The 21,528-nt window shown below is 29.2% G+C and carries 19 protein-coding genes; 9 read left to right on the forward strand and 10 right to left on the reverse strand.

Features of this window, described 5'->3' with window-relative positions; translation table 11 throughout:
* The first annotated feature begins 148 nt into the window (after positions 1-148).
* Positions 149-1,075, forward strand: coding sequence for a PfkB family carbohydrate kinase (locus ACJJVK_RS06585; RefSeq protein WP_405564386.1), 927 nt, complete (start codon positions 149-151; stop codon positions 1,073-1,075).
* Positions 1,076-1,133: 58 nt separating this feature from the next.
* Positions 1,134-3,032, forward strand: coding sequence for an amidophosphoribosyltransferase (locus tag ACJJVK_RS06590; RefSeq protein ID WP_405564389.1), 1,899 nt, complete (start codon positions 1,134-1,136; stop codon positions 3,030-3,032).
* A gap of 71 nt (positions 3,033-3,103) precedes the next feature.
* Here the strand turns inward: ACJJVK_RS06590 and ACJJVK_RS06595 are convergent, their stop codons facing one another.
* The gene (locus ACJJVK_RS06595; RefSeq protein ID WP_405564391.1) at positions 3,104-3,712 is read right to left on the reverse strand and encodes a superoxide dismutase; all 609 of its coding nucleotides are present in this window, start codon (positions 3,710-3,712) and stop codon (positions 3,104-3,106) included.
* Positions 3,713-3,825: 113 nt separating this feature from the next.
* Positions 3,826-4,836 carry a class 1 fructose-bisphosphatase gene (fbp, locus tag ACJJVK_RS06600; RefSeq protein ID WP_215994086.1) on the reverse strand — a complete coding sequence of 337 codons (1,011 nt, stop codon included), beginning with the start codon at positions 4,834-4,836 and terminating at the stop codon, positions 3,826-3,828.
* A 201-nt stretch (positions 4,837-5,037) separates the two neighbouring features.
* Here fbp and ACJJVK_RS06605 point away from each other — a divergent pair, with 201 nt between their 5' ends.
* Genes ACJJVK_RS06605 through ACJJVK_RS06615 form a run of 3 tightly spaced genes read left to right on the forward strand, consistent with a single transcriptional unit; the run spans position 5,038 to position 8,635 of the window.
* Entirely contained in the window at positions 5,038-5,517 is a 480-nt protein-coding gene (locus ACJJVK_RS06605; RefSeq protein ID WP_405564393.1) for a GNAT family N-acetyltransferase, read from the forward strand.
* Between the two features lies 1 nt (position 5,518).
* On the forward strand, positions 5,519-6,772 hold the full coding sequence (locus ACJJVK_RS06610; RefSeq protein ID WP_405564396.1) for an aspartate kinase: 1,254 nt from the start codon (positions 5,519-5,521) through the stop codon (positions 6,770-6,772).
* 57 nt (positions 6,773-6,829) lie between these two features.
* On the forward strand, positions 6,830-8,635 hold the full coding sequence (locus ACJJVK_RS06615) for a GNAT family N-acyltransferase (protein ID WP_405564399.1): 1,806 nt from the start codon (positions 6,830-6,832) through the stop codon (positions 8,633-8,635).
* 141 nt (positions 8,636-8,776) lie between these two features.
* Here ACJJVK_RS06615 and ACJJVK_RS06620 read toward each other — a convergent pair whose 3' ends face one another.
* Both ACJJVK_RS06620 and ACJJVK_RS06625 read right to left on the reverse strand, forming a co-directional pair.
* Positions 8,777-9,019 (reverse strand): hypothetical protein, encoded by a 243-nt coding sequence (locus tag ACJJVK_RS06620; protein ID WP_405564402.1) that lies wholly within the window; start codon positions 9,017-9,019, stop codon positions 8,777-8,779.
* A gap of 11 nt (positions 9,020-9,030) precedes the next feature.
* Complete coding sequence (locus ACJJVK_RS06625; protein ID WP_405564405.1) at positions 9,031-9,672, reverse strand: hypothetical protein; 642 nt, start codon at positions 9,670-9,672, stop codon at positions 9,031-9,033.
* A gap of 572 nt (positions 9,673-10,244) precedes the next feature.
* On the opposite strand from ACJJVK_RS06625, the gene ACJJVK_RS06630 reads away from it, so the two are divergent.
* Complete coding sequence (locus ACJJVK_RS06630) at positions 10,245-10,592, forward strand: phage holin family protein (RefSeq protein ID WP_215994092.1); 348 nt, start codon at positions 10,245-10,247, stop codon at positions 10,590-10,592.
* Between the two features lie 3 nt (positions 10,593-10,595).
* On the opposite strand, the gene ACJJVK_RS06635 is transcribed toward ACJJVK_RS06630, so the two are convergent.
* Both ACJJVK_RS06635 and ACJJVK_RS06640 read right to left on the reverse strand, forming a co-directional pair.
* Complete coding sequence (locus ACJJVK_RS06635; protein ID WP_405564407.1) at positions 10,596-11,558, reverse strand: L-threonylcarbamoyladenylate synthase; 963 nt, start codon at positions 11,556-11,558, stop codon at positions 10,596-10,598.
* 42 nt (positions 11,559-11,600) lie between these two features.
* Positions 11,601-13,271 carry an RluA family pseudouridine synthase gene (locus ACJJVK_RS06640; protein WP_405564410.1) on the reverse strand — a complete coding sequence of 557 codons (1,671 nt, stop codon included), beginning with the start codon at positions 13,269-13,271 and terminating at the stop codon, positions 11,601-11,603.
* A gap of 162 nt (positions 13,272-13,433) precedes the next feature.
* Between ACJJVK_RS06640 and ACJJVK_RS06645 the strand changes: the two genes are divergently transcribed.
* Entirely contained in the window at positions 13,434-14,138 is a 705-nt protein-coding gene (locus tag ACJJVK_RS06645) for a hypothetical protein (RefSeq protein WP_215994095.1), read from the forward strand.
* A gap of 71 nt (positions 14,139-14,209) precedes the next feature.
* Here the strand turns inward: ACJJVK_RS06645 and ACJJVK_RS06650 are convergent, their stop codons facing one another.
* The 4 genes from ACJJVK_RS06650 to polA are packed head-to-tail and all read right to left on the reverse strand — an operon-like array spanning position 14,210 to position 18,924.
* Positions 14,210-14,932: a hypothetical protein gene (locus ACJJVK_RS06650; protein ID WP_405564413.1), complete on the reverse strand. Its 723-nt coding sequence runs from the start codon at positions 14,930-14,932 to the stop codon at positions 14,210-14,212.
* Positions 14,933-14,952: 20 nt separating this feature from the next.
* Positions 14,953-15,330, reverse strand: coding sequence for a hypothetical protein (locus ACJJVK_RS06655; protein WP_405564416.1), 378 nt, complete (start codon positions 15,328-15,330; stop codon positions 14,953-14,955).
* Positions 15,331-15,342: 12 nt separating this feature from the next.
* Entirely contained in the window at positions 15,343-16,059 is a 717-nt protein-coding gene (locus ACJJVK_RS06660) for a hypothetical protein (RefSeq protein ID WP_215994098.1), read from the reverse strand.
* Between the two features lie 33 nt (positions 16,060-16,092).
* Positions 16,093-18,924: a DNA polymerase I gene (gene polA, locus ACJJVK_RS06665; RefSeq protein WP_405564419.1), complete on the reverse strand. Its 2,832-nt coding sequence runs from the start codon at positions 18,922-18,924 to the stop codon at positions 16,093-16,095.
* Between the two features lie 116 nt (positions 18,925-19,040).
* On the opposite strand from polA, the gene ACJJVK_RS06670 reads away from it, so the two are divergent.
* Both ACJJVK_RS06670 and ACJJVK_RS06675 read left to right on the forward strand, forming a co-directional pair.
* A complete protein-coding gene (locus ACJJVK_RS06670) occupies positions 19,041-20,171 on the forward strand; it encodes a serine hydrolase domain-containing protein (protein ID WP_405564421.1) in 1,131 nt (376 codons plus the stop codon).
* 93 nt (positions 20,172-20,264) lie between these two features.
* On the forward strand, positions 20,265-21,488 hold the full coding sequence (locus ACJJVK_RS06675) for a metallophosphoesterase (RefSeq protein ID WP_405564423.1): 1,224 nt from the start codon (positions 20,265-20,267) through the stop codon (positions 21,486-21,488).
* Positions 21,489-21,528 lie beyond the last annotated feature (40 nt).

A 21,528-nucleotide genomic window follows, 5' to 3' on the forward strand; every position in this document is an offset into this window, starting at 1 on the left:
TGTACAATAATCGTGCAAAATTAGGCATAAAAAGGCATTTTATGTCTTAATAATATAAAAGAAAGATTTTTTATTAACAAACTATAGAGAGAGTAATATTTCTCTTAATTTAAAAATCCCTTCTTTTTTAGAAGGATTAGAGCAATTTATGAGTAAATTATTGGCAGTTGGTACTGTAGCATTTGATGCAATTGAAACACCTTTTGGTAAAACTGATAAAATTTTAGGAGGTTCAGGAACTTTTGTAGGTTTAGCTGCAAGCACTTTTGGTATTGAAACAGGTGTTGTTTCTGTTGTTGGCGGAGATTTCCCTGATGATTATCTTAAAATGATGAATGCTAAAGGAATTAATACTGATGGTGTAGAGGTAATTAAAGAAGGAAAAACGTTTTTTTGGAGTGGTAAATATCATAATGATATGAACTCTAGAGATACTTTAGTTACAGAATTAAATGTGTTAGAAAACTTTAAACCAATTGTGCCAGAAAGTTTTAAAGATGCAGGTATTGTAATGTTGGGTAATTTACACCCCTTAATCCAAGCTTCTGTTTTAGACCAAATGACGGAAAGACCAAAACTAGTTGTTTTAGATACAATGAATTTTTGGATGGATATTGCATTAGCAGATTTGCATACTGTTTTAAAAAGAGTAGATGTAATTACTATTAATGATGAGGAAGCACGTCAGCTTTCTGGAGAATATTCTTTGGTAAATGCAGCAAAGAAAATTCACGAAATGGGGCCTAAATATGTAGTAATTAAAAAAGGAGAACATGGAGCTTTATTATTTAGTGAAGGAAAAATGTTTTTTGCACCAGCTTTACCTTTAGCAGAAGTTTTTGATCCAACAGGTGCAGGAGATACTTTTGCAGGTGGTTTTTGTGGTTATTTAGCAAAAACAGAAAACATCTCTTTTGAGAATATGAAAAACGCCATTATTTACGGTTCTAATTTAGCCTCTTTTTGTGTAGAGAAATTTGGTACAGAACGTATGCAAGAGTTAACCCAAGATGAAGTAAGAGTTCGATTACAAGCTTTTAGGGAATTAACTCAATTTGATATAAACATTTCATAATTTAATCCGCGGTTTTTGCTGCGGATTTTTTATTTCAATAACATAAAATATTACTATAATGAGTGATGCTATTAAACACGAATGTGGAATTGCACTTGTTCGATTAAAGAAGCCTTTACAGTTTTACAAAGACAAATATGGTTCTGCCTTTTACGGAATTAATAAAATGTATTTATTAATGGAAAAGCAGCACAATAGAGGGCAAGATGGTGCAGGTTTTGCCAGTGTAAAATTTAATGTAGAGCCAGGTACAAGGTATATTAGTAGAGTACGTTCTAATAAACCACAACCTATACAAGATGTTTTTGCACAAATTAACGAACGTTTAAATGGTGTTTTAGAGCAAAACCCAGATAAAAAAGACGATGTTGCTTGGCAAGAAGAAAACATGCCTTATGTAGGAAATTTATTTTTAGGGCATGTACGTTATGGAACTTTTGGTAAAAATAGTATAGAAAGTGTACATCCTTTTTTAAGGCAAAGTAACTGGAAACATAAAAACTTAATTGTTGCTGGTAATTTTAATATGACTAATTCTAATCAGATTTTAGAAGAGTTAGTAGAGTTAGGTCAGCATCCAAAAGAATTTACAGACACAGTAACTGTAATGGAAAAAATTGGGCATTTTTTAGAGGATGAAGTTGCAAAATTATACCAGGAAGCTAAGAAAAAAGGATTTAACAAAAGAAACGCATCACCTTATATAGAAGAAAATTTAAAACTAAAAAAAGTTTTAAAAAGATCTTCTAGAAATTGGGATGGTGGTTACGCAATGGCTGGTTTAGTTGGTCATGGAGATGCTTTTGTTTTAAGAGACCCAAATGGCATTAGACCAACTTATTTTTATGAAGATGATGAGGTAGTAGTTGTAGCATCAGAAAGACCAGTTATACAAACTGTTTTTAATGTAAAAATAGATGAAGTTAAAGAGTTAGAAAGAGGACATGCGCTAATTATTAAAAAAAGTGGTAAAACTTCGATTAAAAAAGTAAACGAGCCAAGAGAAAATTTAGCTTGTTCTTTTGAGCGTATTTACTTTTCTAGAGGTAGTGATGCTGCTATTTATGAAGAACGTAAAAATTTAGGGAAATATGTTTTTCCTGAAATATTAAAATCAATAGATAGCGATATTTCTAATACAGTATTTTCTTTTATACCAAATACTGCAGAAACATCTTTTTATGGGATGACAGAAGCTGCTGAAGATTTATTAAATCAACAAAAAACAGCAAAGATTTTGGCTGGAGGTAAAAATTTATCTGCAGAAAAAGTTACAGAAATTTTATCAGAAAGACCACGTTTTGAGAAAATTGCCATTAAAGATGCTAAGTTAAGAACTTTTATTGCTGATGACAGTTCTAGAGATGATTTGGTAGAGCATGTTTACGATATTACTTATGGGGTTGTAAAGCCTACAGATAATTTGGTAATTATTGATGATAGTATTGTACGTGGAACAACTTTAAAGAAAAGTATTATTAAAATTTTAGATAGGCTAAGCCCTAAAAAAATTGTGGTAGTGTCTTCTGCACCTCAAATTCGTTATCCAGATTGTTACGGAATTGATATGGCAAGAATTGAAGCATTTATTGCCTTTAAAGCTGCTTTAGAGTTGTTAAAAGACACAAATCAATATCACATTGTAAGTGATGTTTATAAGTTGTGTAAAGAGCAACAATCTAAAACAGACGAAGAAATTATAAACCATGTAAAGGGAATTTATAGCCCTTTTAACGCTGAAGAGATTTCTGCTAAAATTGCTGAGATGTTAAAAACAGAAGACATTAAAGCAGATGTAGAAGTAATTTATCAAACTATAGATGGGTTACATAAAGCTTGTCCAGATAATTTAGGAGATTGGTATTTTACTGGTAATTATCCAACTCCTGGAGGTATGAGAGTTGTAAACCAAGCTTTCATTAATTTTTATGAAGGTAATGATGAAAGAGCTTATTAGAATATTATAAATTATTGATATAAAAAAAGCATCCAGAATTGGATGCTTTTTTTATATCATAGAGAATCTAATTACTTAGCTTCTGCATATCTTTTTTCAACTTCGTTCCAGTTAATTACTTTAAAGAAAGCACTAATATAATCTGGTCTTCTGTTTTGGTAATTTAAGTAATATGCATGTTCCCAAACATCTAAACCTAAGATTGGAGTTCCACCACAAGTAACACCTGGCATTAATGGATTGTCTTGGTTTGGTGTAGAACAAACTTCTACTTTACCACCTGGTAAAACACATAACCAAGCCCAACCAGAACCAAACTGAGTAGCTGCAGCTTTAGAAAAAGCATCTATAAACGCTTCTTTAGAACCAAAAGCTTCTTCAATTGCATCTTTTAATTCACCAGATAAATAACCACCATTTTCAGGATTCATAACGGACCAAAATAAAGAATGATTGTAAAAACCACCACCATTATTTCTAACAGCACCATTACTCATATCTAAATTAGTTAAAATATCTTCAATAGATTTTCCTTCTAAATCAGTTCCTTCAATTGCTGCATTTAATTTTGTTGTATATCCATTATGATGTTTTGTATGGTGTATTTCCATAGTTCTTGCATCAATATTTGGTTCTAGTGCATCGTAAGCATATCCTAATTCTGGTAATTCAAAAGCCATAATTCTTTATATTAAATTGATTAAATAAAATTTTTGTTCCACAAATTTAACTATAAATACATGGTTTTACAAGAAGTTTACGTTTTGATAATTTATTGCTGTATAAGAAAGATTTATTCGCCAAAAGTTTTCATGAATTGTTCAACTTTTTTTACCATATTTTTACTTCCGCAAACAAAAGGAACTCTTTCATGTAGTTCTTTAGGTTCTATTTCCATAATTCTATTATATCCATCTGAGGCTAAACCACCAGCTTGTTCTGCTAAAAATGCCATAGGACTACATTCATACAACAAACGTAGTTTTCCTTTTGGGTTTTTTGATCCTTTAGGATACATATAAATTCCACCTTTTATCATATTTCTATGAAAATCAGAAACTAAAGAACCAATATATCTACTTGTATAAGGTCTATCTCCTTCTTCTGCTTGGCAATATTTTATATACATTTTAATTCCTGCAGGAAAATCTAAATAATTTCCTTCGTTTACAGAATAGATGCTTCCATCTTCTGGGAATTTCATATCAGGATGTGATAAATACCAACTACCTAAAGCTGGGTTTAAAGTAAAACCATTTACACCATTTCCTGTAGTATATACCAACATAGTAGAGGTACCATAAACAATATAACCTGCAGCTACTTGTTGGTCTCCAGATTGTAAAAAATCTTGTATTTCAACAGGTGTTCCAACAGGAGTAACCCTTCTAAAAATAGAAAAAATGGTACCAACAGAAACGTTAACGTCTATGTTTGATGAACCATCCAAAGGATCCATAAGAACAACATATTTATTTTGATGATTCTCATCTTTACTATTAATAACAATAAAATCGTCTTCTTCTTCACTCGCTATTCCACAAACAATATTTCTGTCTGTAAGTGTTTGAATAAAAATCTCATTGGCATAAACATCCAACTTTTGTTGATCTTCTCCTTGAATATTAGTGTCTCCTGCAGCTCCAGTAATATCTACAAGTCCGGCTTTATTTACTTCGTGATTTACAACTTTACCAGCTAATCTTAATGAATTTAGTAATCGAGATAATTCTCCTGATGAATACTTAAAATCGCTCTGATTTTCAATAATAAATTCTCCTAAAGTTTGATTTTTTTTTGCCATTATTATGATTAATAGTTAATTATTTAACAAATATCTGAACTTTTTTGAGTTACTACAACGTTTTCGAATTATATTTTTATTTATAATTGACTGTTTTCAAGAATCTTTAAAAAATTGAACAAAATAAGTTTTATTGTCAAAAATCTTCAATAATTTTTAGCGATTATAAAATCAAGTATCTTTGACCAAAATTTTAATAGTATGAGTTTCAACATAAGGTTAGGAAAACAAAAAGACATGCAATCTGTATTAGATTTAATTACTGAATTAGCAGTTTTTGAAAAAGAGCCAGATGCTGTAGAAATTACTGTAGAAGATTTAATTAATGATGGTTTTTCTGCAAATCCAAAATTTAAAGTTTTTGTAGCAGAACAAGAAAGTAAAATTATTGGTATTGCACTTTTTTACGAACGTTTTTCTACATGGAAAGGTAGAACTATACATTTAGAAGATCTTATTGTTACTAAAGAAAAACAAAAAATAGGAGCAGGTAAGGCTCTGTATACAGCTGTTTTAAAATATGCTTACGATAATAATTACAATAGAGTTGCTTGGGAAGTAATTGATTGGAATACAAATGCTATAGAATTTTATAAAAGTACAGGCGCAACTTATTTAAGTGATTGGTCTGTGGTGCAAATGAATAAAGAGAATTTAGCAAAATTTATAGAAAATAATTAAGATGAAGATTTTTAAGTTTGGAGGAGCATCTGTAAAAGATGCAGAAAGTGTAAAAAACGTTGCAAGTATTATAAAAAATGAAGGTGCAAAAGATACCTTGGTTGTAATTTCTGCAATGGGAAAAATGACAAATGCTTTTGAAGATGTTATAGAATCTTATTATCATAAAAAAGAAGATTTACCTAACAAGCTTAATTTTATAGAAGAATATCATAAAAATATTATGGGTTCTTTGTTTGATAAAGGTGATGATGTTTACAAAGAAATAGATGTTTTGTTTGGTGAACTAGGTTGGTTTCTGGCTAGAAATACATCGCAAAGATTTAATTATGTTTACGATCAAATTATTTGTTTTGGTGAATTATTATCAACCAAAATTGTAAGTGCGTATTTGGCAAAATTAGGTCAAGAAAATGTTTGGTTTGATGTTAGAAACTACGTAAAAACTGACAGCAATTATAGAGATGCAAAAGTAGATTGGCAACTAACAGAAGAGTTAATTACTAAAAAAGTAGATACTTCTAAAATAAATATAACTCAAGGTTTTATTGCTGCTAATGATACTGAAAATACAACCACTTTAGGTAGAGAAGGGTCAGATTATACAGCTGGTATTTTTGCCTATTGTTTAAGCGCAGAAAGCGTAACTATTTGGAAAGATGTTCCTGGAGTTTTAAATGCAGATCCAAGAGTTTTTTCTGATACTACTTTGTTAGAGCAAATTTCTTATGAAGAAGCTATAGAAATGGCCTTTTATGGTGCTTCTGTAATTCATCCAAAAACGCTACAACCATTAGAAAGAAAAGAAATTCCGTTATTGGTTCGTTCATTTGTAAATCCTAAAGAAACAGGTACAAAGGTTAGTAAAGGTACAAGATTAGTGCCATATATACCTTGTTTTATTGTTAAGAAAGATCAGGTTTTAGTGTCTATTTCTGCTTTAGATTTCTCTTTTATGGTAGAAAATAACATCAGTTTTATATTTCAAAAATTACACGATTATCAACTGAAAGTAAATTTAATTCAGAACTCTGCTATTAGTTTTTCTGTTTGTATTGATAATAAGTTCAATAAATTTGATGCTTTTTACGAGGAATTAAAAAATCAATTTAAAATTGAAGTTCAAAAAGGAGTGGATTTATATACAGTTCGTCATTTTGATGATAATGCAATAGAATTGATAGAAAGTAAAGGAAAATCTTTGCTAACTCAGGTAAATAAAGAAACATCACAAATAGTTGTTAATCCAAATTAAAACAAATTAGAACTTCGTTTTTTTTACTATGTTTGTATTTAGTTTTAACTGAACTTTATGGCATTAGTAACTTCTAAAGAAATAGCGCAAGTAATTGGTTTACAGAAACTTGGTTTTATTGGTACATTTGTAGGTTGGTTGCTTATAAGGGTGTTAAGAATATCTAAAGTAAATAAGATTTATGATAAGAATAAAAATAAATCTGATTTAGAGTTTTTAAATGCTGTTTTAGAAGATTGTAATGTTCAATTCGAAATACCAGAAGAAGATTTAAAAAGAATACCAAAAGATGGTCCTTTTATTACGATTTCTAATCATCCTTTAGGAGGTGTAGATGGTATTTTGCTATTAAAACTTTTAACTGAAAAAAGAAAAGATTATAAAATAATCGCTAATTTTCTGCTTCATAGAATTGAGCCATTAAAACCTTATGTAATGCCTGTAAATCCTTTTGAAAACAGAAAGGATGTAAAATCTAGTGTAGCAGGAATTAAAAGTGCTTTATTACATTTAAAAGAAGGTAAACCTTTAGGTATTTTTCCTGCAGGAGAAGTTTCTACCTATACAGAAGGAAAATTGAAAGTAGATAAACCTTGGGAAGAAGGTGCTGTACGTTTGATAAAAAAAGCACAAGTACCAGTAATACCTATTTATTTTCATGCAAAAAACAGTCGTTTTTTCTATTTTTTATCTAAAATTTCTGATACTTTAAGAACAGCCAAATTACCATCAGAAGCTGTTTCTCAAGATGATAAGTTGGTAAAAGTTAGAATTGGGAAACCGATTGCTGTAAAAGATCAAAACGAATTTAAAGACATACCCGCTTTTTACGAATTTATTCGAAAGAAGACTTATATGTTAGCAAATCCTTATGATAAAAAGAGCAAGATTTTATCAACAGAAAAAATAAAAATTAAAAAATCTGCTAAGAAAATTACTCCACAAAAAAATATAGATTCATTTATTGAAGAGGTTGATACTTTAAGAGAAAATAATGGTAGATTGTTAGAAAGTAAAAATTATGAAGTCTTTTTTGCAAACGCAAAAGACATCCCTAATTTGTTACATGAAATTGGTAGGTTGCGTGAAATTACCTTTAGAGATGTTGGTGAAGGCACAAACAAAGCCATAGATTTAGATAAGTATGATAAGTATTATTATCATATGTTTCTGTGGGATAGAGCTGCAAATTGTTTGGCTGGTGCATACAGAATGGGTTTAGGTAAAGAAATCTATAAAAAGTATGGTATTAATGGTTTTTATGTACAAACATTGTTTAGAATTGAGCCAGAATTGCATCAAATGATGGAAAATACTATAGAAATGGGACGTGCTTTTATTATTGGCGAATATCAGCAAAAACCTATGCCTTTATTTTTGCTTTGGAAAGGTATTGTACACGTTACTTTACGTTATCCAGAACATAAATATTTAATGGGTGGCGTTTCTATTAGCAATCAGTTTTCAGATTTCTCAAAATCGTTAATGATTGAGTTTATGAAATCTCATTATTACGATCCTTATATTGCACAATATATTTATCCGAAGAAAGAATACAAGGTAAAATTAAAAGATGGTGATAAAGATTTTGTGTTTGATGCTACAAAAGCAGATATGCAAAAGTTTGATAAAATTATCGATGAAATAGAACCTGGTGCACTTCGAATTCCGGTTTTAATTAAAAAATACGTGAAACAAAATGCACGTTTGGTGGCTTTTAATGTAGATCCAAAATTTAACAATGCTGTTGATGGTTTAATGTATATTAAAGTGGCAGACATACCACAAAGCACTGTAAAACCTGTTATGGAAGAATTTCAAGCAGAGTTAGAACGTAAAGCTGCTGAGTTGCAGAAGAAGTAGGGTTTTAACGTGTTTGTATATGAAAAATAGCAGAATAAAAATACTTTTACTTTCAGTTTATATATTAAAATAGCAGAAAAGCACAAACTTTATAGTTTGTACTTAACTGCTATTTTTTATATACTTTGTTATGCCACGTTATTATTTTTCAAAGTATAGTTGTCTAAAAAAACGTGAACTCCAAAAAGGAATAAGAACAGATTTCCACAAATCCTTTTTTTCAATTACATTCTTTTCAATTAATCTTTGACCATCAATAAATCCTCTAAAAATAATATAAAATAATAGTAAAACTGTAAACATTACAGAGCTATTATTTGATACAATTATCAGTAGAGGAATTGGTAATAAAATTGCAAAGTAATAAATAAATAAATTTTTCATATTTTAAGTTTTTAACATACTGCAGCTGCACAACCTGCAGCTGCTCCAATTGCAAAAGCTGGATAGAAAGCAGTTACTATCCATAAACCAACTGAAGTCCAACCTCTATTTGAATAGCTGTCAACTAAACAATCAGAAGTTTTTTGACCACAACTTTCACCTTTAGCAGCATAATTATTAGTTTTATTAGGGTAAGTAATAGAGACTTCCTCCGTTATTGTGTTAGCAGAAATTGTAACTAGTATTTCTCCATTTGTTTTTTTATATACTATTTCCTTATTATTACCATTTTCTCCATATTCTACTATTAAGAAATTAAATTCTCCATTTTCTATCGGATAAACACCTAGTTTTATTTTTTCATCAACATTAGAATCTATCATATAAGAAATTTCACCTGTTTCTACATTTTCAACTTCATTAATATTATCAAAGTCAAAATCATTAGCACCTTTTTTAGCATATTTAGAATTAAAAGAGCTATTCAAATTATTTGATAGTTTTGCGTTTTTTATAGAAGTTGTTTTGTATTCTTTTTGTATTTTCGAATCAACATCTGGTAAAGATTCACTATTATCACAAGATACAAATAAAAATATACTTGCAATTATGACAGATAAATAAGGTTTTCTCAAAGCTTTTAAAATATTCATTTTTTTAAATTTTAAGGAAAAAATCTTTTTCTAATTTTTAATTTTTTCCTTGTTAATAACAATTTTCTACTTGTTCGATTTTCGTAACTAGGTTTACTTTTTATTTTATTTCGGTTTCAACTTTCACAATTCCGATTTTGGATGGTCAGTCCTTTTTCGACCGTTGTTTTAGGTTTATGTGGCATAACTACTTATATCTCAAACACTATTTTTATTATCCCTACCCTATTTATTTGTAAACACAATTTTTTTAGTTATCGTAATAAATATTTAGAATAGAAAATTTTAGCAATTATTTGTCTAGTAAATTTAAAGACATAAAATACACCTGGCAATCCCCATTTATGGGTAGGCTTCTCCCTATAAATGGGGAGAAGAAATTGATAAGTAATTGTTTTACAGTTAATAATGATTTATTAAAATTTTAAGAATAAATTTATTTCCGCTAAAAGGAAAACTTAAACAATTATAAAAAGTTAATTTAAAACTAGTTTTTTAAAAATATAACCTGCCAAAACTTCCGATTTTAAAATTGGTACACTTTTAGCAATCAGTAAGTTAAATTTATACTTATGAAAACATTTCTAAAAATTTTATTAACGGCTTTAGCAGTAATTGTTTTAGCTAATATTTTACCTGGAGTTGCTGTAACTGGTTATCTTTCAGCAATTATTGTAGCTATTGTAATTGCAATTTTAAATATGATTGTTAGGCCACTTTTAATATTCTTTACACTACCAGCTACCATTGTAACTTTTGGGCTATTTATTTTTGTAATAAATGCTTGTATTATTTTATTGGCAGACAGTTTAATAGACGGTTTTAAAGTTTCTGGCTTTTGGGCAGCACTCTTTTTTAGCATTTTACTTTCAATATTTAGATCAGCATTATTCTCTTTATTGAAAGACGAAAAGAAGTAGTAATTATCCTTTAAAAGAAGCTCTTTGCAAGCGATCGTTCATCGATTTTCCTAAACCAAAATCTGGCATTTTTTCTACTAGAATAATGTCTAAATTTTGATGATCTAATTGATGTAAAGCATCGTATAATTTTGATGCAGCTTCTTCTAAATTAGATGAAGTAGATAAAATAATTTCAGCACTAATTTTATCACTTTTAAAAGAAGAATTTAAGCTCAAAACACCAATTTTTTTATTTGGATGTTGCTCAATTTCATCAACAATAGATGTTGTTAAAATGGTTGTTGTAATTGGCGAATAATGTTTGTCTAACATTCCTGGAGCATCAGGGTTTTCCTCCTTTTTATTCATTATAGCTACTTTACCAACAACAGCTTCAATTTCTTCTATAGCCAAAGCTCCTAATCTGTAAATAATGGGTTCATTGTTTTCGAAACCAATAATGGTAGATTCAATTCCGTTTTTACAAGTATCACCATCTAAAACCATTTTAATATCATTTTTAAAATAGCGTTCTACGTGTTCTGGCTTTGTTGGGCTAATATTGTTAAAAGGATTGGCACTTGGTGCAGCCAAAGGAAAAGGTAATTGCTCTAAAAGGCTTATTGTTGTTGGGTGATTAGGAACCCTAACAGCAACTGTATCTTTACCAGCTGTAATTAAATCAGGAATGGATTCGTGCTTTTTTAAAACCAAAGTTAGAGAACCTGGCCAGAATTTTTCTGCTAAAATCTTTGCTTTTTCAGGGATTTCAGAAACAATGTTTTCTAGTTGATCTACTCCTGAAATATGAACAATTAAAGGATTAAAAAAAGGACGCTTTTTAGTTTCGAAAATGCTTTTAATCGCTTTTTCGCTAAAGATATTACCAGCTAAACCATAAACGGTTTCAGTTGGTATTGCCACCAATTCCTCATTGGTTAAAATGGCAATTGCTTTTTGTATGTCTTTAGAAATAATACTCATAATTTTCGGATACAAAATTACATATAAAAATGCTTTTTTGATTTAAAAATCAGCATCAACCTTAAAACTCATTTTTTTATGAGTTGATGGGTGTAAAAACTCAATAAACTGAGCATGTAAATGCAACCTGTTTGTTTTTTTTCCATATAAATCATCACCTAAAATAGGAGTGTTTAAACCATTTTTATGAGCTGCATGTACTCTTAATTGATGAGTTCTACCAGTTATAGGATAAAAATAAACACGAGTTTTACCATTTTCTTTGTTGATAATTTCCCAATTCGTTTCTGCATTTTTTCCATATTTAAAATCGACCAATTGTTTAGGTCTATCATCTAAATCTACACGTAAAGGAAGTTTAATTGTTCCTTTTTTTGCTGATAAATTACCATCCAATAAAGCTACATATCGTTTTTTTACAGTTCTATTTATAAACTGACTTTGTAAAACTTTATTGGCTTCTTTAGTTTTTGTAAGCACTAAAATTCCGGAAGTAGACATGTCTAAACGATGCACAATTAAAGGGCCTGTTGCTGTTGGGTATAGCTCTTTAATTCTGGTGTACACAGAATCTTTAATTTCTTTGCCAGGTACAGATAAAAATTCTGAGGGCTTATTAACTACTATTAAAACATCATCTTCAAAAATAATTTTTAACTGTTCTTTTTTTGATAAGCTTTCTAACAGCAAATTATCATCCATTTTAATGCCATTTAACATGTGTCCTAAAATGGGTTTACATCTGCTTTGGCAAGCAGGATAATAATTTTTGTGTTTTCTAATGGCTGAGTTTGGCGAAATTCCCCACCAAAATTCTGCTATACAAATGGGTTTTAAGTTGTTGGCAAACGCATAGTGTAATAATTTTGGTGCAGCACATTCTCCAGAACCTGCAGGAGGTTTTATTGTTGGATCGTTAAAAATATCTAACAAACTTTTTAGTTCTTTTTTCTGATTAAAAAAAGCATATTTACTAAACAAAGTTTGCTGTAAATAATTCGATTTTTCTTTTCTTCGGATTTTTAGAGCATCAATTTTATTTTCAAAAGCAGTTAGTTTTTTAGCACTTTTATCAATTTTAGATTGATAGTATTCTTGTAATTCTTTGTAAAAAAATTGATCGTTATAACTTTCTTGCTGTAGTATTTGTGTTAGTTTTTTAAACTCAACATCGCTTAAAACTGAAATTGCTTGTTGCTTTCTTGCTTTTCTATCAGCTTTAGAAAGTTTCATTTTTTTTCTTTGCAGTTCTAAATCAGTTTCAATATTTAAAACAAGTTTTTTGTGATTTGCTTTTATAGTTAAGTAGTTTTCATCCTTTAAAATTGAACCTAATTGAGCATTTATTTCTTCAATTTTTTTTTCTCCTTTGGTGTAAAAACTACCTTCTGTTCTCATGTTAAAAACAGGTGGTACAAAAGCTTTGGGTAAACTATTATCATCTAATTTACCAGAAAAAGCGGCTAAATAACCCAATTGGTTTTTATCATCTTTAACTACTAAGACTCCAAACATTTTACCAATGGCAGTTTCAGAATTTTTATCATCTAAACCAAAATTGTGTGTAAAGTCAGTCTGATTTTCTAAATAAGCCTGAATTTCATCCACAGCAGTTTTTGCTAATAAATGAGGCTCATAATAGAATGGAAATGTAAACTTTTCTGGAAGTTTAATTTCTGAAATATCAGTTTTAAAATGATGAAAATGTTTCAATTTTATAAGAATAATTGCCAAAGATAGGTTGTTTCGTTATAAAATACCACTTAAACAGTTTATAGAATCTAAAATATCTAAAGAGCAAAGAATTACATTATTTGCGTTAAAGAACTGTTTTGTTATCCTATAGTTTTGTATCGAACTTAAAATAGAAATATTATGAAAATTATGAATATGAATTCAGTAAGAGTAGCAGCTATCGTTTTAACATTATCTAACTTTATGTTGGTTTCATGTGATACTCCAAAGAAAAACAACATGGATGAAGCAAAAGAAGAAATTGCAGAGCTTGTAGATATGGATAAAGATAATTTAGACGTGGAAATGGAAAGTGATTTAGCAGAAGATGAGGTAAAAACACGTACCTATAAAATGAAAGAAAAAGAAACACCAATTGTATATGACTTAGATGCTAGAGGAATATCTGGTTTTAATGATTGGGCAGATTATACAGTTGTAAACTACGAATTAACTAATTTAAGAAAAGTTGATTATGTTACAACAAGAGAAAGAATTCAGAATATGAATTATAGAATTGCAAACTTAGGAAACACAATTCCTGCTTGGTTAAAAACTGAGGAAGTTATGGAAGATGTACAAGATATTCAAGATGAATATTTAGAACTTATAGAAGACCAAGATGCATCAGAAAAAGAAATGCAAGAGAATTTAGAAGAGCTTTCAGAAAAATTTGATGACTTAAAAGAGGAGTTAGATGAAACTGTAAATGAATATATAAAAATTCACGAAGAAGCTATTGAAGAATTTAATGAAGAAATTAAAAAAGGAAAATTTGATGCTGCTATTGAGGAGTACAATGAAGAGATTAAAAAGTTAGATAAAATTGTAAAAGAAGATCAATAATAAATAACACTCTTTAAAAGAAAAAGTTTTTAAACTAAGGTAGATTTTTAATCTACCTTTTTTTATGCGTTTTATTCTAGTCTTTCTTGATATTGAAAAGCATCAAAAAGCACATTATTTTCTGTTGATGTTGGCAAATCTCCCATAAAATGTAAATTCTCTAAACTACAATGTACTTTAAATTTAGTGTTACTTTTTACGTTAGTTTGTAGCGTTTTAACTAAATTATTGTTGATGAACCACTTTACTAAATAAAAGCCATTAACATCTATTAGCTCCATTTTAAAAGTAGCATATTCCTCCATTTTTACTGCAAAGTGGCTAGAGTTTGAAGGCGAAAATTGTGATACACAAAATACAATGGCTTCATTGTCTTTTAAATTTATTTGTTCTCTATCTATTTTTTGACCAGAGCCAATTTCAAAATCAAACTCAAATTCTTCTTTTTGATTATGATATAAAAATGCGCCAATACTAACTTGTTCGTGCATTTTAAATTTTGGTACAAAAATACGCCATGAATATGTGCCAGTGGTAAACTTTTGTTTACTTCTTATTTTTACTCGATCTTTTGTATTGGGTCTTGTTGTAATTTTTAAATGTTCGTTTTCTAGTTGATACAATGCAGGACTTTTCCAAGAGTTATCTTTCCAGTTTTTTTTAAAAGTTTCTTGATTGTTAAAGTTTTCTGTAAAGGAAGAATCTTGTTTCATAAACAAACGATTAGTACCACAATTTATAAAGGTGATGATAGATAGAACTAAAAAAAATAGATTTTTAAGTTTTTTATTCATTTAATTCTGTTAGAATTATTTTAACTAGCACTTGGGCAAAATAACAAATCTGTAGGGTTGTCAATATCATACAAGTATTGATGAGCTCTAGATTCTTTATTGCAAAATGGTTCTATTAATCTTATCATATTTTCAAAACCTTGTAGGGTTAAAATACAGAAAAAATTATAGTCGTCTTTTGTTAAAATACCTTCATCCGTTTTAAATAAACCTAAAATTAAATTGCAATTTCTAGGTTCAATAAAATCAACTTGAGCTAAATCTAACTTTTGTTTTTTAAGAATAACAACTTCAATTAATAAGTCTCTAAATTTTATGGCTTCTGCTTTATTAAAATTATAAAGACGAACCAAGTTTTCATTAAGTTCGTTGTAGTTTTCTAAGTAATCTAGTTTCATTTTTTGTTTTATTTAATCTCCACAGCCAGAACAGCCACTGCACCCACTATCACATCCATCATCATGAAAATCATCATAAGAGCATCCATTATTATTGTTGTTATTTTTACTTTTTAAGGTTATCAAAATTATTACAACAACTAATACTATAATTATTGAACTTGAATCAGTTAAACTGTCTTTAGCTCTTATAAATAATAGAGGAATTATAAGTAGAATAGTTAATAATTTAAATGCAAATAAAAATTGTTTTGATGGTTTTTTTATAAGCCAAAAAGAGTCAATATTAATTCTTTTAAAATTAACCTCTTTAAACCTTTTTTTATTGTTTAGCCAAATTGAGTTAGGAGGTGTTTCTTTAAATTCAGATTTATAAATCTCAAATGTAGAATCATAACAATCAGAAAATTTTTCTCTTTCATTTGTACCTCCTTTTGTTGGGTTATGATGAATTTCTTTGCCAAGTGTTTCGTTACAGAATGTTTTCCAATAAGATTTGGTGTAAGTTAAGTGAAGGTGCCAAACTTGATCTACAGCATCTGAAGGTGTAATTTGTTTGTTAGATACACAACATAGGTAAATGAATTTTTTGTATTCTAGAATGCTTTTTAAAGCAAATTTAATTTCCCAATTATTATCTCTGGCTAACCTTTTAGAAAAAGGAAAATCAGAGCTTTCGTCATCTAGATTAAAGTTTTTAATTTTAATCCATAGTTTTTCGTTTTTCACTAGCTTTTTATTTTTTAGAAAAGAGAATCATATCTAATGCGCCTCTAACCAATTATAACCCAAACCTATTTCAACATCTAAAGGAACACTCATTTTAAAAGCGTTTTCCATTTCGTGTTTAATGATTGGTTCTATGGTTTTTAGTTCGTCTTTATGTGCATCAAAAACCAATTCATCATGCACTTGCAGTAACATTTTAGATTTAAAACCTTCTTTTTCAAAACGGTTGTGAATATTAATCATTGCTAGTTTTATAATATCTGCAGCAGAACCTTGTATTGGCGCATTTACGGCATTTCTTTCTGCACCACTTCTAACCATTGCATTTCTAGAATTGATGTCTTTTAAATACCTACGTCTGTTTAAAACGGTTTCTACATAACCATTTTCCCTAGCAAAATCTACTTGTGCAGACATATAGGCTTTTAACTTCGGATAGGTTTCATAATACGTATCAATCAATTCTTTGGCTTCGCCTCTAGATAAGTTGGTTTGATTGCTTAAACCGAAAGCAGAAACTCCATAAACAATTCCGAAGTTTACTGTTTTTGCATTACTTCTTTGCTCACGAGTAACTTCATCCAAAGGAACATTAAACACTTTTGCAGCAGTAGAAGCGTGAATATCTTCGCCATTTTTAAAGGCATTTATCATATTATCTTCTTCGCTTAAAGCAGCAATAATTCTTAATTCTATTTGGCTATAATCTGCAGCTAATAAAACATATTCCTGACTTCTTGGTATAAACGCTTTTCTTACTTCACGACCTCTTTCTGTTCTAATAGGTATGTTTTGTAAATTAGGATTGTTAGAACTCAATCTACCAGTTGCAGCAACTGCTTGTGCATACACAGTATGAATTCTTCCTGTTTTTTTGTTGATTTCATTAGGCAAAGCATCAACATAAGTACTTTGTAATTTTTTATATTGACGATATTCTAAAACATCTTGAATAATTTTATGATCTTTTGCTAAGTAAGATAAAATATCTTCACCTGTTTTGTATTGCCCAGTTTTGGTCTTTTTAGGTTTGTCTACCAATTGCATTTTTTCGAATAAAACAATACCCAATTGTTTTGGTGATGCAATGTTAAATTCTTCTCCTGCTTGTTCGTAAATGTTTTTTTCTAGTCTAATAATATCATCAGACAAAGCAACAGATAGTTCTTTTAAAAATTCAGTATTGATGTTTATTCCTTCAATTTCCATAGCTGTTAGTACAGAAACTAAAGGCAATTCTACATCATTAAACAAATTGGTAACATTACCAGAAGCCAATTCTGTGGTAAAAAGTTGTTTTAATTGATAAGTAATATCTGCATCTTCTACTGCATATTCTGTTTGATCTGCTATAGGCACAACTCGCATAGAAAGCTGATTTTTACCTTTTTTACCAATTAATTCTGTAATAGAAACAGGTTGATAATTTAAATACGTTTCTGCCAAAATATCCATATTATGCCTCATATCAGGATTAATTAGATAATGAGCAATCATCGTATCAAACAATTTACCTTTTACAGGCATTTTATAATTTGATAAAACTTTAATATCATATTTTAAATTATGACCAATTTTCTCGATATTTTCAGATTCGAAAAAAGGTCTAAATTCTTCTAAAATAGTTTTAGTTTCTGTTTGGTCTTCAGGAAATGAAACGTAATAACCTTTACCTGTTTCGTAAGAAAAAGCAATTCCTATCAACTCAACTTCTAAAGCTTTTAAACCTGTAGTTTCAGTATCGAAACAAACAGAAGTTTGTTGCATTAATTTCTGAATTAATAATTTTCTAGAAAAAGTAGTATCTATATGCTGATAAAAATGACTCGTGTTTTTTATAGTTTTAAACCCAGAAGCCACATCTTCTTCAGAAACGCTTCCAGAACCAGGAGCTGCAAATAAATCGAATTGTCCATCTGCTTTTACTGATGGCTTTTTTGATTTTTCAGCAACGCTAGTTTCTACAGTTTTTGTAGTAGTTTCTGTTGCAAAAGTTCGTAAAAAGTTGGTTAATAAATTTCTGAATTCTAAATCGTTAAAAAGTTCAGTTACTTTTTCTTTATCAGGTTCATCTAAATTAAAATCTTTAGCATCAAAAGTTACAGGAACGTCTAACATAATTGTTGCCAATTTTTTAGATAGTAAACCTAACTCTCCATTAGCTTCAACCTTTTCTTTCATTTTTCCTTTTAGCTGATCTGTGTTGGCTAATAAACCTTCCATAGAACCAAATTGTGCTAAGAATTTTTTGGCAGTTTTTTCTCCAACTCCAGGTAAACCTGGAATGTTATCAGCAGAATCTCCCATCATTCCTAAAAAATCGATGACTTGTTCTGGGTTTGTAACTCCGAATTTTTCTTGTACTTCTGACACTCCCCAAACATCATAACCACCACCAAAACGTGGTTTATACATAAAAATATTTTCTGAAACTAGTTGAGCAAAATCCTTATCTGGAGTTACCATATAAGTTTTAAAACCTTCTTTTTCTGCTTGTTTAGAAAGTGTACCAATTACATCATCTGCCTCAAAACCTTCTTTAACCATAATTGGTATGTGCATAGCTTTAAGAATTTCGTAAATATAAGGTACAGCAACTTTTATGGCTTCAGGAGTTTCGTCTCTATTGGCTTTGTAAGCTTCGAACATTTCTACACGATCTACGCTACCACCTTTATCAAAACAAACTGCTAATTTATCTGGTCTTTCACGTTTTATAACATCTAATAAAGAGTTCATAAAACCCATTATTGCAGAAGTATCTAACCCTTTAGAATTAATTCTTGGGTTTTTTATAAAAGCGTAATATCCTCTGAAAATTAATGCGTAAGCATCTACTAAAAAAAGTCTTTTTTGATCTGCCATTTTGTATAGAGTTGAAAGGATAAAACTACAAAATATTAGCTTGAAAATTAATATTAAAGGTTATGAATTGTAACATTAACTACTTTTGTATTACTAACTACTTAAAAATGGGAAAGATGAATTTGTTTTTAAAAATAACCTTAGGATTTGTATTTGTTGGCTTGTTACTGTTTTTTGGTATTAATTTATCAGAAAAAAAGAAATCTAAAATTGGAGATTTAACTTTTGATAAAAATGATTCTATAGCAACTAAAGTTAAATTAGCTGATGAATGGTTGCAACAATTACAAAAAGATAAAAAATTTAATGGAGCAGTTCTTCTGATAAAAAACGACCAGATTTTATTGAAAAACACATACGGTTTTGCTGATGCTTCTCAGCAAACAAAATTGTCTGTTTCTTCTTCATTTAGATTGGCCTCTTTATCTAAACAATTTACAGCAACAGGAATTATGCTTTTAAAAGAGCAAGGTAAATTGAATTTTAATGATGCCATAACAAAATTTTTACCTGAGTTGAATTACAAAAACGTTACCATTCGAAATTTATTAAATCATACTTCAGGTATTCCTGATATTTATATGGATTTTCCTAAGAAATACAAGAAAGAAATAGGGGTATATTTAAGCGTTTCTAAAATGGTAGAATTACTGGCTAAAGAAAATAGACCTTTAATAAATATGCCTAATGAAGTTTATCGTTATAATAATACTGGCTATGTTTTGTTAGCTGCAATCATAGAAAAGATCTCTAAAATTTCGTTTGAAGATTTTATGAAAAAAGAGTTGTTTGATAAATTAAAAATGAAAGACACAAGAGTTTGGAATTTGGCTTCTAAAGATTCAACTTTTAATAATAAGACAAATTCTTTTCACTATTTTTTGGGAAAACCTTTTGAATTGAAACCTACAGTTTTAGATGGTGTTGCAGGTGATGGAAGTGTTTTCTGTAGTATAAATGATTTTGTAATTTGGAATAATTTTTGGCATTATAATAACCTCATTGCTAAAGAAACTATGAATGAAGCTTTAAAAACAACAAATTTAAACAATGGAAAAGAATCTAATTATGGTTTTGGTTGGCTTATTACAAAAAATGATGCAATGTGGCACAATGGTTCTTGGTTAGGTGCTAGAACTTTAATTATAAGAAATGAAAGTCTAAGAAATTGTATGGTTATTTTAGATAATTCATCATCAAAAAATATTGATGAAATGGCTAAACAACTAGTTGATGTAATGCGATAAATGAATTTGTTATTTTAAGTATTTAAACTTTAACAAGTTGTTAAAATTCATTCGTTTTTTAACAGTTACCTTTGTTTGTTTAAAATAAATTTTATGCTACGTTGGTTAATTCCACTAATAATTGTAACGATTCTTGCAGTAATTTTAGAGGTTTACACATTTAATGCCTTAAAAATAGTTTCTAAAAATAAGTTTTTAAGATATGCTGTTTTAATTGCAAGTTGCCTTGTTTATATCAACTTTTTTATCACCATTTTTTCTTATGATAGAAGCAATGGACAAACACCACAATTTCAAATGGCAATGGGTTTGTTGCTTACTTTTTTAATTCCGAAGTTGGTGCTTTTTTTATTGCTTTTTGGTGAAGATATTTACAGATGGATTGTAAAAGGAATATCAGCAGTTTCTAAAACAGAAACACAACCTTTAGCTGGTAGAAGAAAATTTATTTCTCAATTGGCTTTAGGGTTGGCAGCCATTCCTTTTGTGTCTTTTATCTACGGAATTATACAAGGTAAATACAATTATAAAGTGATAAAATACCAACTTGCTTTTGATGATTTACCAGCGGCTTTTGATGGGTATACCATTACTCAAATTTCGGATATACATTCTGGAAGTTTTACCAACAAAGAAAAAATACAATATGGTGTAGATTTGATAAATGAACAAAAATCTGATTTAATGTTGTTTACAGGAGACATTGTAAATAATCAGGCAAAGGAAATGGACAATTGGATTGATGTTTTTGCAAAACTAGAAGCCAAAGAAGGTAAATACGCTATTCTTGGAAATCACGATTATGGTGATTATATGGATTGGAAATCGCCAGAAGATAAAACCAATAACTTTAAAAAAGTAAAAGAAATTCATCAAAAGATAGGTTTTGATTTACTTTGTAACGAAAACAGATATTTAGAAAAAGACGGACAAAAAATAGCTTTAATTGGTGTTGAAAATTGGGGAAAAGGGTTTAATCAAGCAGGAGATCTTGAAAAAGCATCAGTAAATGTTAAAAAAGATGATTTTAAAATATTAATGAGTCACGATCCAAGTCATTGGCAAGAAAAAGTAAAGAAAGATGATTTTAATTATCATTTAACTTTAAGTGGTCATACACATGGTTTGCAAATGGGTATTGAGATTCCTGGTTTTTTTAAATGGAGTCCTTCTCAATATGTGTATAAACAATGGGCTGGTTTGTATCAAGAATTTGGTAGGTTTATAAATGTAAATAGAGGTTTTGGTTATCACGCTTTTCCTGGTAGAGTAGGTATTTGGCCAGAGATTACTGTTATAGAGCTTAAAAAAGCCTGATAATCAGCTTATTTAATTAGATTTATTATATTTGTGTTAA

It is taken from the genome of Polaribacter sp. Asnod6-C07, from assembly GCF_045063625.1.
In the GTDB taxonomy this organism is placed as follows: domain Bacteria; phylum Bacteroidota; class Bacteroidia; order Flavobacteriales; family Flavobacteriaceae; genus Polaribacter; species Polaribacter vadi_A.

What these genes read in the sequence shown, in the direction of transcription:
- ACJJVK_RS06590 (WP_405564389.1), top strand. Translation starts at nt 1,134, where the DNA reads ATGAGTGATGCTATTAAACACGAATGTGGAATTGCACTTGTTCGATTA.
- fbp (WP_215994086.1), bottom strand. Translation starts at nt 4,836, where the DNA reads ATGGCAAAAAAAAATCAAACTTTAGGAGAATTTATTATTGAAAATCAG.
- ACJJVK_RS06585 (WP_405564386.1), top strand. Translation starts at nt 149, where the DNA reads ATGAGTAAATTATTGGCAGTTGGTACTGTAGCATTTGATGCAATTGAA.
- ACJJVK_RS06625 (WP_405564405.1), bottom strand. Translation starts at nt 9,672, where the DNA reads ATGAATATTTTAAAAGCTTTGAGAAAACCTTATTTATCTGTCATAATT.
- ACJJVK_RS06645 (WP_215994095.1), top strand. Translation starts at nt 13,434, where the DNA reads ATGAAAATTATGAATATGAATTCAGTAAGAGTAGCAGCTATCGTTTTA.
- ACJJVK_RS06635 (WP_405564407.1), bottom strand. Translation starts at nt 11,558, where the DNA reads ATGAGTATTATTTCTAAAGACATACAAAAAGCAATTGCCATTTTAACC.
- ACJJVK_RS06675 (WP_405564423.1), top strand. Translation starts at nt 20,265, where the DNA reads ATGCTACGTTGGTTAATTCCACTAATAATTGTAACGATTCTTGCAGTA.
- polA (WP_405564419.1), bottom strand. Translation starts at nt 18,924, where the DNA reads ATGGCAGATCAAAAAAGACTTTTTTTAGTAGATGCTTACGCATTAATT.
- ACJJVK_RS06610 (WP_405564396.1), top strand. Translation starts at nt 5,519, where the DNA reads ATGAAGATTTTTAAGTTTGGAGGAGCATCTGTAAAAGATGCAGAAAGT.
- ACJJVK_RS06595 (WP_405564391.1), bottom strand. Translation starts at nt 3,712, where the DNA reads ATGGCTTTTGAATTACCAGAATTAGGATATGCTTACGATGCACTAGAA.
- ACJJVK_RS06605 (WP_405564393.1), top strand. Translation starts at nt 5,038, where the DNA reads ATGAGTTTCAACATAAGGTTAGGAAAACAAAAAGACATGCAATCTGTA.
- ACJJVK_RS06650 (WP_405564413.1), bottom strand. Translation starts at nt 14,932, where the DNA reads ATGAATAAAAAACTTAAAAATCTATTTTTTTTAGTTCTATCTATCATC.
- ACJJVK_RS06655 (WP_405564416.1), bottom strand. Translation starts at nt 15,330, where the DNA reads ATGAAACTAGATTACTTAGAAAACTACAACGAACTTAATGAAAACTTG.
- ACJJVK_RS06620 (WP_405564402.1), bottom strand. Translation starts at nt 9,019, where the DNA reads ATGAAAAATTTATTTATTTATTACTTTGCAATTTTATTACCAATTCCT.
- ACJJVK_RS06670 (WP_405564421.1), top strand. Translation starts at nt 19,041, where the DNA reads ATGAATTTGTTTTTAAAAATAACCTTAGGATTTGTATTTGTTGGCTTG.
- ACJJVK_RS06630 (WP_215994092.1), top strand. Translation starts at nt 10,245, where the DNA reads ATGAAAACATTTCTAAAAATTTTATTAACGGCTTTAGCAGTAATTGTT.
- ACJJVK_RS06615 (WP_405564399.1), top strand. Translation starts at nt 6,830, where the DNA reads ATGGCATTAGTAACTTCTAAAGAAATAGCGCAAGTAATTGGTTTACAG.